The organism is uncultured Ralstonia sp. (genome assembly GCA_913056305.1).
Lineage (GTDB): Bacteria > Pseudomonadota > Gammaproteobacteria > Burkholderiales > Burkholderiaceae > Ralstonia.
This window is the reverse complement of sequence record CAJXMR010000014.1, coordinates 20,306-34,406: the sequence shown is the minus strand read 5'-3', so window position 1 is coordinate 34,406 and position 14,101 is coordinate 20,306. Positions and strand designations below refer to the sequence as shown.

13 protein-coding genes are annotated in these 14,101 nt (G+C 60.1%); 2 read left to right on the top strand and 11 right to left on the bottom strand.

Going from position 1 to position 14,101, the window contains the following annotated elements:
* Positions 1-63 precede the first annotated feature (63 nt).
* Entirely contained in the window at positions 64-1,188 is a 1,125-nt protein-coding gene (locus QZ609_RS04385; RefSeq protein WP_295491579.1) for a glycosyltransferase family 4 protein, read from the top strand.
* Between the two features lie 35 nt (positions 1,189-1,223).
* Positions 1,224-2,507 (top strand): sugar transferase, encoded by a 1,284-nt coding sequence (locus QZ609_RS04380; RefSeq protein ID WP_295491576.1) that lies wholly within the window; start codon positions 1,224-1,226, stop codon positions 2,505-2,507.
* An 83-nt stretch (positions 2,508-2,590) separates the two neighbouring features.
* Here the strand turns inward: QZ609_RS04380 and rffA are convergent, their stop codons facing one another.
* The 11 genes from rffA to QZ609_RS04325 all read right to left on the bottom strand — a co-directional run bounded on the left by rffA (position 2,591) and on the right by QZ609_RS04325 (position 14,097).
* Entirely contained in the window at positions 2,591-3,739 is a 1,149-nt protein-coding gene (gene rffA / locus QZ609_RS04375; protein WP_295491573.1) for a dTDP-4-amino-4,6-dideoxygalactose transaminase, read from the bottom strand.
* A 128-nt stretch (positions 3,740-3,867) separates the two neighbouring features.
* On the bottom strand, positions 3,868-5,991 hold the full coding sequence (locus QZ609_RS04370) for a hypothetical protein (RefSeq protein ID WP_295491571.1): 2,124 nt from the start codon (positions 5,989-5,991) through the stop codon (positions 3,868-3,870).
* Positions 5,955-6,944 (bottom strand): glycosyltransferase family 2 protein, encoded by a 990-nt coding sequence (locus QZ609_RS04365; RefSeq protein WP_295491568.1) that lies wholly within the window; start codon positions 6,942-6,944, stop codon positions 5,955-5,957. The genes QZ609_RS04370 and QZ609_RS04365 overlap by 37 nt, the downstream gene beginning before the upstream one ends.
* Positions 6,945-6,989: 45 nt before the next feature.
* Entirely contained in the window at positions 6,990-7,898 is a 909-nt protein-coding gene (locus QZ609_RS04360; protein ID WP_295491565.1) for a hypothetical protein, read from the bottom strand.
* Between the two features lie 14 nt (positions 7,899-7,912).
* A complete protein-coding gene (locus QZ609_RS04355; RefSeq protein WP_295491562.1) occupies positions 7,913-8,587 on the bottom strand; it encodes an acetyltransferase in 675 nt (224 codons plus the stop codon).
* Positions 8,588-8,590: 3 nt separating this feature from the next.
* Positions 8,591-9,208 (bottom strand): class I SAM-dependent methyltransferase, encoded by a 618-nt coding sequence (locus QZ609_RS04350; protein ID WP_295491559.1) that lies wholly within the window; start codon positions 9,206-9,208, stop codon positions 8,591-8,593.
* Positions 9,205-9,942, bottom strand: coding sequence for a WbqC family protein (locus QZ609_RS04345; protein WP_295491630.1), 738 nt, complete (start codon positions 9,940-9,942; stop codon positions 9,205-9,207). The genes QZ609_RS04350 and QZ609_RS04345 overlap by 4 nt, the downstream gene beginning before the upstream one ends.
* A 196-nt stretch (positions 9,943-10,138) precedes the next feature.
* Positions 10,139-11,020: a class I SAM-dependent methyltransferase gene (locus QZ609_RS04340; protein ID WP_295491558.1), complete on the bottom strand. Its 882-nt coding sequence runs from the start codon at positions 11,018-11,020 to the stop codon at positions 10,139-10,141.
* Positions 11,017-11,385: an EamA family transporter gene (locus tag QZ609_RS04335; RefSeq protein ID WP_295491556.1), complete on the bottom strand. Its 369-nt coding sequence runs from the start codon at positions 11,383-11,385 to the stop codon at positions 11,017-11,019. Before QZ609_RS04335 ends, QZ609_RS04340 begins: the two co-directional genes overlap by 4 nt.
* A 163-nt stretch (positions 11,386-11,548) precedes the next feature.
* Positions 11,549-13,528 (bottom strand): nucleoside-diphosphate sugar epimerase/dehydratase, encoded by a 1,980-nt coding sequence (locus QZ609_RS04330; RefSeq protein WP_295491552.1) that lies wholly within the window; start codon positions 13,526-13,528, stop codon positions 11,549-11,551.
* An 8-nt stretch (positions 13,529-13,536) separates the two neighbouring features.
* On the bottom strand, positions 13,537-14,097 hold the full coding sequence (locus QZ609_RS04325) for a sugar transferase (RefSeq protein WP_295491548.1): 561 nt from the start codon (positions 14,095-14,097) through the stop codon (positions 13,537-13,539).
* Positions 14,098-14,101 lie beyond the last annotated feature (4 nt).

The following is a 14,101-nucleotide window of genomic DNA, read 5'->3' as shown; positions in this document are numbered from 1 at the left end:
GCGTCAGTACAAGCCGCAAGTCCAGCAACAGGACAGGTTGGCGCAGATTCCAACACGAAGCCCATGAAGCAATACGGTGTCCGGCGGCCGCGCGTCGCCTTTATCATTACGGAGAGTGAGATCGGTGGGGCGCAGACCCATGTGCGCGACCTCTACGCTGGCCTGCGCGATCGCATCGACGCCACCCTCGTTGCCGGCGGCAGCGGCCCCCTCTTTGAGCAGATGGAGGGGCTTGGCGCCCGGACCGTTCGCGTCGATGCGTTGGACAACTCGCTGTCGCCAATACATCTGCTGCACACCGTGCGCTGCGTGGCCGCGGCGCTTCGCGACGATCCCCCCCACTTCATCCATGCGCATAGCGCAAAAGGCGGCGCGGTCGCACGCATGGTGGGGGTGGCGCTGGGGCTTCCCGTCGTGTACACCGTGCACGGCTTCGGCTTCAAGGCCGCCGCGCCCTGGCCTCAGCGCTGGGCGGCAAGGCTGGCGGAATTCGCGCTGGCGCCCCTGACTGCTCAGATGATCTGCGTATCGGATGCAGAGGCGCGCATGGCTTGGACACTGCCAATCCGGCGCTCACATGTTCATGTCATCCGCAACGGCATTGCGGACACGCCGCTGCGCAGCCAGCCGGATGCGCCTGTCAGCCGGGTCATCATGACCGCCAGGCTGGCAGCCCCGAAACGCCCGGATATCCTGATCAAGGCTGCAGCCGATGGCGCCCTCACGCCGGACACCCAGGTCGTGTTGGCCGGCGATGGGCCACAGCGCAGCCAACTGGAGCACCAGGCCGCTGGCTCACCCGCGACGGTCCGTTTCGCCGGCAACGTCGACAACGTGCCCGAGCTCCTGGCGGACGCCCAACTCTTCGTGCTGTTCTCCGACCATGAAGGGCTGCCGATCTCTGTCCTGGAGGCCATGCGGGCAGGTCTGCCGATTCTTGCCAGTGATCTGCCCGGCATCCGGGAGCAGATCCAGCACGGCGAATCTGGTTGGCTGGTCGATCACCATGACACAATTGCGGTCCGCGACGCGCTGCATATGCTGGCCACCGATGCCTCCCGCCGGCAGACTCTCGGCGTCGCCGCTCGCCGTCGCTATGAAGCGCAGTTCGAGGCAACCGCGATGGTAGAGCGAACCTACGCGATATATCAGCAAGTGCTGCTGCAACAATCACAAGACTCACGATAGACAGTCCGTCGCATGCCATGAACACTCTGTCACGCATGTTCCACTCCGCAGGATCCGAGACCGCCAGACGTCGCAGCCGAATGTTCAGTTGGGCCGTTATCGGCCACGCAGTCATCGCTGTCAATCTGGCCGCGTCGATGCTGGCGCATCAGCTGGGATGGGTCACGCCGGTGTTCGCGCACACTGTACTCTGGACGATCGCGCCCTATTGGCTCTCATTCGTGCTGCTGGACAATACGCTGCACATTCCGCCTATTGAAGGCAATAGCATCGTGGTGACGGTTACGCTGGTGCCGTTCGTTATCCTGTTGATCGCTTTTGCAATCTTCCATATGGATTATTCACGGGGTGCGATCCTACTCGGCTATCTCACAACCTTGCTGTGGGTGCAAAAGGGATATCGCCGCTTCGTGGAAGACTACGTTCCAGTCTACGGGTACACCAATCCGGCCGACTTTGCGCACCTGCAAAGCCTGCTGCAAGTTGCCGGCGCCAGCGCGCCCCATTCCATCTGCCAACTGCAGCAACTTGAATCCCTGGATGGCGCAGTGGGGTGCGACGGCTTGCTCGTCGACCGCTTCTCCGCGTCCGATCCGGAACGCACGCGCACACTGGCGAGGCTCAAACTCAGCCACGTCCGCATCTACTCGATCGAAAAGTTGGCCGAACTGCTGACCGGACGCGTGGGGTTGTCCCATGTCGATGACAACTTCTTGGACGACTACGCCGATCACTATTTCTACAGCCTGATGAAACGGGTGATCGACGTGGCTTCCGTGCTGGTCCTTGCGCCGATCGCCCTGCCCCTGTCGGTTCTCGTTGCGTTGGTCATCCGGTTTGAGTCCCCAGGGCCGGCAATCTTCCGCCAGGTTCGCGCCGGCCTAAATGGATCGCCATTCACGATGTACAAGTTTCGCAGCATGACGATGGACGATTCGGCCCCCGCGCAATTCGCCAGCCGCGCTGATCCGCGTATCACCCGTGTGGGTCGGTGGATCCGCAAGTACCGGCTCGACGAATTGCCTCAGCTCTGGAATGTGCTCAAAGGCGACATGAGCATGATCGGACCGCGGCCGGAACAGGTACCGATGGTCAAGCAGTTCTCGGATACGATCCCGTTCTATCCTTACCGTCACCTGGTACGCCCCGGCCTGTCAGGCTGGGCGCAGGTCCAGCAAGGCTACGTGAGCAACGAAGAGGAAACGGTGACCAAGCTGAGCTACGATCTTTACTACGTCAAGCACTGCTCGCTGGCGCTCGATCTGCTGATCGGCGCAAAGACCGTCCAGACGATTCTGACGGGATTCGGCGCTCGCTGATTCCACCCTGCCATTGGCGTTGCCGGATACTCCGGCTAAGGCGACGTGCACGGCGCCGCCGCTACCCCTTGGCGGGGTTTGCGTCAGCGCTGCGCACGCAACGCGTTGTCCAGCGTTTCTACGACGCGGTCCTGCTGCTGATCGGTCAGCCCCACCCAGAGCGGCAGGCGGATCAGGCGCTCCGAGGCCACGTTCGTCGCGCGAAGATCGCCGTGGGCACGACCATACCGTTGGCCCGCGGGTGACGAGTGCAACGGAACATAGTGGAACACGGAAGCAATGCTGTTGCGACGGAATTCGTCCAGCACGGCTTGCCGGTTGATGTCCTCGGCCACCAGGACGTAGTACATGTGCGCGTTGTGCTCGCACCCTTGCGCGACGATCGGTCGACGCAAATAGCCCTTTGCTTCCAACGGTTCGAGCAACGCATGGTAGCGCTGCCAGGTTGCAAGCCGCTCGCGCGTGATCGCATCAGCATCCTCAAGCTGCGCCCACAGGAATGCCGCCACCAGTTCGCCCGGCAGAAATGACGAGCCGACTTCCTGCCACGTATATTTGTCGACCTCGCCACGAAAGAACTGGCTGCGGTCTGTGCCCTTCTCACGGATGATCTCAGCCCGCAATGCCAGCGCAGGGTCATTCACCAGCAAGGCGCCGCCCTCGCCCGAAATCACGTTCTTCGTCTCGTGGAAACTATAGGCACCGAGATCACCGATGCTGCCCAGGGCGCGGCCCTTGTACGTCGCCATGACACCCTGCGCTGCGTCTTCAACAACCTTCAGTTGATGCTTACGCGCGATCGCCATAATGGCGTCCATTTCGCAAGCGACGCCTGCGTAGTGGACCGGCACGATGGCCCGCGTGCGACTCGTGATCGCCGATTCGATCAACGTCTCGTCCAGATTCAGGGTGTCTTCGCGTATGTCGACGAAGACAGGCACAGCGCCACGCAGCACGAAAGCATTGGCCGTCGACACAAACGTGTAGGACGGCATGATGACTTCGTCGCCGGGTTGGATATCCAGCAACAGCGCCGCCATTTCAAGCCCGGCTGTGCACGAGTGCGTGAGGAGCGCCTTGGCACACCCGCTGCGCGCCTCAATCCAACTGTGGCAACGCTTGGTAAATGGACCATCGCCGGCAAGCTTCCCGTTGAAATGGGCCTGGGCGATGTAGTGCAGTTCCTTTCCCGTCATATTCGGCCAATTGAACGGGATGTGCATGTTTTCCATTGTCTTGATGCTCCTCTTGGTCGAGCGGACGCGTGCTCGCCTTCATGCCGCCTGAATACTGGTCTCCTGACAAGGCGTTGGGCCGGCAGCGTACCCGATCGGCACCCCATCAGGCCTATCTGCCCTGCCTACTCTGCCTGCAAGTCGAATACGCGCATGCCGCCGCTCACATACACGGCGCGGTCCAGCACCGCTTGGGGCCACCACGGCATATCCTGCTGCCGCAACAGATACCACCGCACACCCGAGTACCTGCCGAATGCAGCAAGCTCATGGAAGGAACGCACATTCCGCAGCATGGCATTTTCCTTCCAACGCGTGATGGCGATGGCACCGAGCTGTCCGCCAAGCTTGGCATAGAGATCAACACGCGAGACGTAGGCTTGCAAGCCTGTCAACGCGACAGCAACTGCCAATGGGTCGGTGTCGGATGCCAGCATCCTATCCGCAGGTTGTGCATGTTCACGCAGATATTGCGTAGTGCGAAACATGTCGGGCGACATCGGCGTTGCGCAGGCGGTCGGCCCGTCGCGCAGCGACCCATACTGGATGTTCTTGCCGTAGAACCACGGCACCATGAGCCCTGCTATCGTCAACGCCGCAGGAACGGCAAGCCGGGTTGGCCACCTGACGGCAATCGCAGCCTTCCGGTTAAGCCACCAGCCGGCCAGCACGGCCGCCTCGAACACCAATATCACGGCGTAAACCAGCACAAATGAACGGTGGCTCCATTCTGTGATATCTCCGTTTGCCGCGGTGGGGAGGAGGAACGTGATGCCAGCGTGTACACACAGGAGGACGTAGGGAATGCAATCGATACGCCAAGATGAGACCCCAGCCCTGACTCGTAACAGCGTCGTCAGAATCAACGCCGGCAGTAGGGCGCCCAGCTCCGCCATCAGCATGAGTGCATAACCCAACCACACTTTGTAGGCTTCGCTTGCGCCGACCGTCCAGGCCGCATACAGCCTTTCGTATGCAGTCGGCGTTGCTGCATGCACAGCCTCGATGTAGCGAAGATAGTCTTTCTGGCCGGTCAGCAAATGCGGGGCCAACGCGATGTGCTCTGACGCAAAAACAGCGCCCACTGCCCCTGCCAGCCCACACAGGGCCACGGCGAACCAATGCCACATCTTCGCGGGTCGCCAACCCACCAGCACCAAGATTGCGAACATCCCAACGGCCGGAATCGCAACGTGTACGCGGAAAAAAACCGAAAACCCGGCAAATGCCGCGGCCGCCACGACAAACCCAAGGCGGGCGTGCTGGGCAGCGACAACGTAGATTCCCAGCGCCAGCAATGCGATCGCCATGGCATAACCCGCGCCTGGCGCAACCTGTATCAACCAGTGGAACGCGAAATAGCCGTTACGAAGACCGTACATCGACGCATCGGGTGCCAGGAACAGCGCTAGCACCGCCAGCGCCGCGCCGCGCCGTCCTGCCAGCGCTATGCCGAAAGCATAGGCCCCCATCCCAAGTAGGATGATGCCCGCCGGCGTCCAGAAGTAGGTCGCGGTTTCCAGCGGACCATCGCCACTGATCCACGAATAAACCGCGGACAACGCGTAGCTTGCCCGGTGGTAGAAGGGCTGTGCCGTATCGGCAAGGTAGGGAGAATGCCCAGCAAACGCAGGGTAGTTTTCGAGATACTTGATCTCGGAGGCCTGCAGCAGAAAATCGTTCCACACGCGCAGGATGCCGGTCACCTGTGCCTCGTGAACAGAGCGCAGGGCTTCTCTTGTCCACAGCGTGACAATGCATGAGATCAACAACAGCATCCCGATGTCAACGACATGCGCGCGCCAGGCAGCCCGCTGCTCCGAGACGTCATGCAGGTCGGGGACGTGCCCCGCTTTGACCTGCCGATACCAAGTCAGCGCAGCAAGACCCGTGATGACAAGCCCATCGACCAGCAGCGCACCACGTGCATCCAGTTGCAACGCAGCCGTTGCCGTCAGATGCAACAGGCTGAGCGCCACGAAGCCGCCCACGACGATCACGGGGACGGTGAGCGCCTGTCGCTTTAGCCAAGGGTTCCAGCTCGCCAGCAAGCTGCCCGCCAGCGTGGAGAGCAGCGATATCACGACCACGGCCAGAGCCTGCAGCAGCCCTGCGCTGCCCGCCCCAAACCACACAGGGAGTAGCAGTGCCATGGCCAGTGCAGCCATCAATGCGGCAAACGCCTTGAGTTCGTAAGGGATGGCTACACGGCTCAATTCGCCACCCCCTCTGAGGAATTGCCGGTGCACCCGCACTCCTTGTCGACGATATACATCGGACGACCTTTCGCCATTTCAAAAATGCGCGACACATACAGTCCTACAGCACCGAGGCTCGCCAGAATCAATCCCGTCGAAAACAGGACGGCCACAAATAGACTCGTCCAGCCCGGTAACGAGGTCGATGCCAGATGGCGATAGATGAAATATCCACCCGTCATAAAGCTGGTAAACGTGAAAAACAACCCCGCATACATGATCCAGGTGAGCAAGATGCTGGTGTGAAAGAACATGCCACCAAAAGCGTGCCGAATCAGCTTGATGAGGTTGTAAGAGCTCCGTCCCGCATGCCGTTCCTCATGCGCGTATTCGATGGTGCCGCTGGAGAAACCAAGCCACCGGAGAATCAGTATGAAATGACGCTCACGCTCACTGAAACGCAAGAAGGCATCCACTACCTTGCGCGAAAGAATGCTGAACGCGCCGTAGCTGCCATCCAGCGTTTGGCCGGTCATTCGACTCATCAGCGCAAAGTAAGCCCGGGCTGCGTACACCCGGAAAGCAGAATGCGAGCGCGCCACGCGTCTCGCCAATACAAGGTCATAGCCCTTCTTGATTTCGTGATAGAGATCCGGGATGCGCTCAGGTGGATCCTGCAGATCGCAGTCCATCACGACAGCGTAGTTGCCCCGGGACGCTTGCAAGCCCGCCGTGATCGCGATCTGCTGTCCAAAGTTGCGACTCAGCCGGACCCCCCTCACGTGCTCGAATCGGCTTGCCAGCGCCTCCACCAATGGCCAGGAGTTGTCTGGACTGCGATCGTCGACGATCACGATCTCGAACGAAGGAACGAGACTGCGCAGCACCTTGTCCAGACGGACACACAACTCCTCGAGGCAACCTAGGCAGCCATAGGAGGGCACAACAACGCTGATTTCCGGGTTCACAATAGAAAATTTGGTGAGTTGCTCAGGCGGGCGCACCGCAAATGCGCCGGCCCGACGGCGCCGCGATTAGGGAGGCGCCGATCATTTTTCGAGAACCGCGAGTCCGAACCCCGTATCACCGTATCGACTGCCGTTGTAGAGCATGAAGCGCTGACCTTCATGATCAAACACGCAGGGATAGCACACTGCCCCCACATCCCAATCTGAGACGGCAGGTTCGATACCGGCTAACTCATCGCGCCGGGTCCAGACCAACCCATCTGGCGATTCGGCATAGCCGATACGGTAGGCATGACCGCGATACGAATACCACATGCGATACATGTCGGGGTCCCGCACCACAGCGGGTTTCGACATCGCATACTCGGTCTCGTCCTTGAACGGCAGCACGATCCGCCCATCGCGGTGCCAGGTAAGGCCATCAGCGGACTCCGCATACTTGAAGAGATGGCTCATCTCTTCTTGCCGCTCGCCGGAACCCCAAGACAGATTGGAGCCGTACCACATGCGCCAGCGCCCGTCTTCAACCAAGACCCACGGATAGGAGATCGAGAATGGATCATGATGATGTCGATCCATCGTGGGTGCCTGTGAAACCCTGATGAACGGGCCATCATCGCCCTCGCTGACCGCCAGCCCAATAGCGTTACGCCAAGGCACGGTCACCCCAAGGTTCCAGCCAAGATAGTAGAGATAGCGCTTGCCGCCATACTTGACCAAGCATCCCATCGAGACGCCGCTGTCGTCGAACGTGCCAGTCTCACCCGGAGCAAGCACCGGCGCTTCGGACAATGCGAGGACGGTTTGCGGGCGGTTCAGATCGATATCGACAAACGCAATATGCGCGCGGCGTTGTGCGTCCCGCACGCTGAAATAGATGCGGTACACGTCTGCATGCCTGTGCTCGGCGACAGGATTTGCGGCATGTGTCTGCATCCACGGGTACTCACCATTGGCGCAGAAGATCCGGCCGAGTTTGCTCCACCGCATTGGCGGCACTCCTCTCAAATATTGCGCAGCCGGGAACTGGGAACACGGGAGCGCTCCGTCACCGGTGCCATATAGACGCCGTCCGCTTCGGCATCGGCCAGTAGCAGCGACCCCGCACCAATCACGCAGCGCGCCCCGATCTTGACATGATCCCGAATCGTCGAATTCACGCCGATGAATGTGTTCGCACCCACCCGAACGCCACCGGATATCACCACGTGCGAACTGATGAAGCAGTTGTCTTCGACCACCGAGTGATGCCCGATATGGTTGCCGCTCCACAAGGTGACATTGTTGCCGATATGTGCAAAAGGCTGAATCGTGTTGTCTTCGAGGATGAAACTGTTCTCACCCGGTTGAAAACCAGGGAATACCGTGGCCCGGCTGCTAACGTAACTCGCCAGTCGATACCCCGCATTGCGCACTTCGGCAACCTTTTGCGCGCGCAGCGCGTTGACCTTCGCGTAGCTGAGCGCCACGAAGACCTCAACTTGGTCGGGCCGGAAATGTTGCGCCAGCTCATCAAACGGAATCACTGGCAACCCATGGAAGTGGTCATCCGTCATGAACGCCCGATCCAGCGTGAACGCGACGGGCGTGTATGCGGAATCATGCGTGAAGTAGAACCAGGCAAGCTCGGCGATCTGACCCGCGCCAAAGATAATCAGTGGGGTAGACGGTTGCGTCACGGTTTATTTCCTCACGAGGATGGTGAACTCATAAAGGTCGTAGTCATGCAACAACGCGACGTTGCGTGAAAACTTGCGTTTGCACAGATCAAAGAGCGCGCAGGGGTCTGCGTAGTGCAGGTCTGGCCGAATCTTGTCAGGGTCGGAGTAGGCAGTCAGGCAATTGAAGGAAAAACCATGTCGGGTGACGCGATGCATCATGTCCAGCGTGGTCTCGATATAGGTGCGCCACTCATGAGCATCGCTATTGAGCCTGACATTGAAGATACCGCTGGCGATCGCAAAATCGACGGGTGCCAGCGGTTCGGTGCCGACAACAAAGCTCGCCTGCGGCTTGCCCGCATACAGGGCCTTCGCCGCATCGATCATGGCAGCAGAAATATCTACACCGACGTACTCGAACCGCTTGTCCAGTGCCTCAAGGAAATCGAAGAGCGCGCCATAGCCACAACCAATGTCCGCAACCGAAAACGGCCGCCCAACATCGAGCACCTTGCATAACTGTGAGAAACGCAGCAACTGGCCGTCCACACCATTCCAGTCGACACCGCGTGGTTGCGTGCCATGTTGCTGGAGCTTCTCGGTGTAGTAACGAGCAACCGGGGAAAGCAAGTCTTTCATGACAAGGGCGATTGAAGTGTCCAGGCACTACGCATGGACGGAAATTTCATGTAGCGAACCGCATCGGGCCCACAGTTGAAAAGCAGGTCAATCACGGAGACCCCATGCTCGAATGCGCCCCACAATTGCGGATACTCGGGGTAGCCGCTGTAGTCGAAATAGCGCAATTCGATTCCAGCGGCCTCAAACAGCTCGGGCTCGATGTAGTCGCGAGCCGCTGGTCCGGAAATATAGGTAGTCGCGCCGGCCTGCCGGCACAAGTCCACAAGCCGCTCCGTCTTGCCATCGGCGAGTTCGTAGTCCCACGACCACTTCAAGGTGGTCTGGATATCCAGCAAGCCGCAGAGTGTCTCGGTCAGGGCGCGGTTCAGATCTGACAGGTGCGTGTACTCGCGCTCAAGGAAACAAGGCTCCAGTGTCTGCGCAATCTGTTCGAAAAACGGAGCACGCCGATAGTTCTGCTGGATCGTTTTCCAATGATCGGCACACCACCGCCCCCCCTCGAGTTCGGTTTCGCGGATCGTCTGGAAGTATCTCCCCTTCACCTTCACCGGGACCGTCAACCACAGAAGACCCTGCGGCGTCTTGATGAGATTCCGGTTGCGCCAATCCCGGCGCGTGTACTGCATGTCGTCGTAGAGAATGAACTCGTCGACGGCACCGATCATGTCGAAATAGCCCTTCCACGGTATGTAGCAGGACTGCACGATCGCAACTGTTTTCTTTTGAGGCATCGGTTTTCCAATCTTCGCCCGCGGCTGCCCAGACCCGCCGGGCAGATCTTGTGCCCGGGCAAAGCCGTGCTTGCCACGATCGATCAACTACATCAACGCGCCCTGCGCCCCCGGTCGGCGCCCAAGCAGCACTTGGCGCACAGCACCAGTGAAGTCGACGCGAGACTCGGCGCAGACAGACTGCCCGGCAGTTCGCCTACTGTCGACGAATTTTACAGTCCATGACGGGCAGAAGCCCGACAGGAAGCCATCGCGTCAGCGAAACCAATCCCGAACGTTGGAGCCCAGTGGCCACCGCGCGGATGAAGGGGCCACGCCGCGCCTTGAATTGCTCGTCCTCCACCGCGCGCCGGAAGAACGTCTGCAAGATCCCCCGCTCGAAGGCTGGTTCGATACCCAAACGCTGCCGGCAGGTGCGACGTACCTCACTCACCGTAATCCAATTCAATGACGCCCAGGTCCCCTCCGGATCCAGCACGTGCTTGGAGCCCGCGATCCAGCGCCACATCAGCCGTTCGGTCAATGACCGGCTCACCAAGGTCGGGATGTTGAAATGCGGCTCGAAGGGAAACGCATAATTTGGGCACATGAACCGGTAGGTGGCGCCCGGCTTGAGTGCAGCGTGGACTCGTTGGAGAACGAGGCCAACATCGCCGACATGTTCCATCACGTTGACGGAGAAGGCATAGTCGAAGCGCCCCTGGGCATCGAGTTGCTCGCCGGTGCAACGCATCATTGCCGGCAGAAATCCGTGTTGGCGGGCATACCGCATCACGATCTCCTGCAACCTGGCAAAGTGCGAAAATCCGTCGCCGATCGGCTCCAATGCGTACATGTCGAACCCCTCGCGCTTGAGGAGACAACTGAGGAGCAGCGCGCCAGCCCCGACTTCCAGCACCGCAGCCCCAGCGGGCAAACGTGTCAGGTCGTCGGCAATCAGCGCACGGCCAAAACGTGCCTCACCGGCGTAGATATCGTAGATGGCCAGCAGGTCTGGCGCCGCTTCGCCCACGACTTCGCGCAGGTGCTGCAGGATATCCACCTCCTGCATCGCCTCGCCCGCCATCCGCTGGCTCATCCCTGGGCTCCAATGGCTACGCCCACCAAAATCAGCGCGGCGCCCAGCAGTTTGGGCATATTCATCGGTTCATTCAGCATGAAAGCGCTGGCGGCAACGACACACACGAACGTGAGGCCCTGATAAATCGGGAATGCCTGTGCCAGCGGCAGCCGCGACACCGTGTACAGCCAGAAGAACGACCCCACCAAACCTGCGAAATACGCCGAAAGGACAAACGGGTCCGTCAGATATGCAAGGTAGCGCTGCCAGCCTTCGGCATAGCCGCTCACAACCGGCTGGAGATATTCCGCGCGCCACTTGACGATCACCTGGCTATAAGCGACGAGCAACACCGTCGGAAGAACGCGCACAATCACATCCATTACTTGTTTCCTCTACCAATAACGGGAGGCGATCCGATGCGCATCGGCTTCACTCCTCCCGGAAAGACTCGTATCGACATAAGCGGCAGCGCAGCTTGGCCGCAGCGGCTCCGGTGCTCCCTCATCCAAGGCCGCCTGCCACCCACCGGCTCAGGAGCCCCTGCTAGCGCCGATCCCCAAGCGCACGCGCAATCGGTGTCACAGAGCCAGGAAGCTTGGGCGTGGCGACGGCTTCGACGTCACGGCTGTTCGGCTCCAGGTCATATAGGTGATCGCGGATGCAACTCTCGGGCGCAAACCCCGAGACACACTGGTGCAGAACGCTCATGATCGTCGCATGATCATTGTCCATGCACGCTTGGTAGAGCACCGCCAGCTTCACCTCCACCTCATGCCGCGTCAGGAACGACTCGTTTGCCATCATGATGCGTGCGTGATCGGTCCCCATCACATCCTCGCCGATCAGTAATTCCTCGTACAGCTTCTCGCCCGGCCGCAAGCCAGTGAACCGCACTTCGATGTCGCCGTCCGGATTGTCGTCGTCCCGAACGGAAAACCCGCTCAAGTGAATCATCCGCCTTGCCAAATCTTGAATCTTGATCGGCTGCCCCATGTCCAAAACGAAGACCTGCCCCGTGTCCCCCATCGCGCCAGCCTGGATCACCAGTTGAGCCGCCTCAGGAATCGTCATGAAATAGCGATTGATATCAGGGTGCGTCACCGTGACCGGCCCGCCATGCTTGATCTGCTTCCTGAACAACGGCACCACCGAGCCCGACGAGCCCAGTACGTTACCGAACCGGACCATGCTGAACCGGGTCTTGACTGTGCGATCCTGGGCGTACCCTTGCAGCACCAGTTCTGCCATCCGCTTGCTGGCACCCATCACATTGGTCGGGCGTACGGCCTTGTCCGTCGAGATCAGTACGAAGGTCTCTGCGCCGACCGCGATCGCCGCGCGAGCGGTAGCGCGCGTGCCAAATGCGTTGTTGAGCAACCCTTCCGTAATGTTGAACTCGACGATTGGCACGTGCTTGTAAGCGGCGGCATGGTAGATGGTCTGCACTTCATAACGATTCATGATGTGGACCATGCGCTGCTCGTTCTGGACAGAGCCCAGCACCGACACCAGCTGGGTTTCCAGCTTCGACTGCCGCACCACCGTTGCCAGCTCGCTTTCGATCGAATACAGCGCGAACTCCGACAACTCGTAGAGGACAAGCATGCGGGGCTGCTGAAGGATGATCTGGCGGCACAGCTCGGCGCCAATCGAACCACCCGCCCCGGTCACGAGCACATTCTTACCGGCAATGTTTTCTCGCAGGAGCTTCTCGTTCGGTGGCACGACGTCCCGCCCGAGCAACTCGTCGACACCGACCTCTCGCACGTCGGCGATTTCTACCCCACCGCCGACCAGATCTGCGATACCGGGCACCGAGCGGACCTCCACCTCGAGCGCTTCCAGTTCGTTGATGATGTCAATGCGGCGGGAGCGGCTGGCCGAGGGCAACGCAAGAAGCACCAGACTCACGTCCAGGCGTGCCAACAGGCGCGCGAGGTCGCCTGGCGGATAGACGCGCACGCCGGACACGGTCAGGCCCTGCACCACGGGATCGTCGTCGATAAATGCCACGGGCCTGTATTCCTGGCCTGCGCGCATCGCCATGGCCAGTTGCCGCCCTGCACTGCCTGCACCATAGATCAGCACGCGCTGGCGCACGGGCGTCACCTGAACGACCTGCCTGAGTAGCGCGCGGGCCAGGAACCGACTGCTGCAGATGTAGACAATCGCAAGCACCCAGTAGATCAGGATGGCGCCACGCGGCACATTCGGCAACGCAAAGATCGCCAGCACGCCCGCAAAAATGAGAACGGACAACGTCACCGCGATCGAGATCGCGATGATGGCCCGGTCTTCGATATAGCGAATCACCGCGCGATACAGCCCCAAGCGCACAAAAATCGGAATGCCGATGATCGATGGCAGGAAATAGATCCACCATGGATGCATGATGGGAACGCTGAAGCTGCCCAGCCTGAGCGCAATCGCCGACCACAACGCGAGCGGCAGCAGCACGAAATCCGCGCACAAGATAACGAGGCTTTTCAGGTACCTCGGCAGACGAGCGAATCGCTTGATCATGGCGAGTCCTAGTGAGAAATCCCGTCCCGTCGCACGACCTTGAGGAAGGTCATCACGAGGATACGGAAGTCGAACATGAGCGACCGCTTGCGCAGATACTCGACATCGAAGGCGACTTTTTCCGGGATCGGCAATTCGTCTCGCCCATTGATCTGGGCCCAGCCGGTGAGTCCAGGGCGAAGCGCATCGACCCCCTCCTGCGTACGCAAGGCGACCAGGTCGTCCTGGTTGAACAGCGCCGGACGCGGGCCGACGAAACTCATATCGCCCCTCAAGATACTCCATAGCTGCGGGAGTTCATCCAGGCTGGATTTGCGCAAGAAGCCGCCAATCGGCGTCAGATACACCTCGGGATTGCCCAGAAAATGCGTGGCAACCGCCGGCGTATCGGTGCGCATGGACCGGAACTTCGGCATCTTGAACAGGCGGTTCTTCCTGCCGACGCGATCGGACCAGTACAGCGCAGGGCCGGGCGAAGTGATTCGGACCATCGCGGCGACAAGCAGCAGCGGAATCAGAAAAACCAGCCCTGCCAGCAAGGCAACCGTGAAATCAAACAACCTTTTCATATGA

Coding starts and splice junctions, on each gene's coding strand:
- QZ609_RS04385 (WP_295491579.1), top strand. CDS start 64: ATGAAGCAATACGGTGTCCGGCGGCCGCGCGTCGCCTTTATCATTACG.
- QZ609_RS04380 (WP_295491576.1), top strand. CDS start 1,224: ATGTTCCACTCCGCAGGATCCGAGACCGCCAGACGTCGCAGCCGAATG.
- rffA (WP_295491573.1), bottom strand. CDS start 3,739: ATGGAAAACATGCACATCCCGTTCAATTGGCCGAATATGACGGGAAAG.
- QZ609_RS04360 (WP_295491565.1), bottom strand. CDS start 7,898: ATGCGGTGGAGCAAACTCGGCCGGATCTTCTGCGCCAATGGTGAGTAC.
- QZ609_RS04350 (WP_295491559.1), bottom strand. CDS start 9,208: ATGAAAGACTTGCTTTCCCCGGTTGCTCGTTACTACACCGAGAAGCTC.
- QZ609_RS04345 (WP_295491630.1), bottom strand. CDS start 9,942: ATGCCTCAAAAGAAAACAGTTGCGATCGTGCAGTCCTGCTACATACCG.
- QZ609_RS04340 (WP_295491558.1), bottom strand. CDS start 11,020: ATGAGCCAGCGGATGGCGGGCGAGGCGATGCAGGAGGTGGATATCCTG.
- QZ609_RS04335 (WP_295491556.1), bottom strand. CDS start 11,385: ATGGATGTGATTGTGCGCGTTCTTCCGACGGTGTTGCTCGTCGCTTAT.
- QZ609_RS04330 (WP_295491552.1), bottom strand. CDS start 13,528: ATGATCAAGCGATTCGCTCGTCTGCCGAGGTACCTGAAAAGCCTCGTT.
- QZ609_RS04325 (WP_295491548.1), bottom strand. CDS start 14,097: ATGAAAAGGTTGTTTGATTTCACGGTTGCCTTGCTGGCAGGGCTGGTT.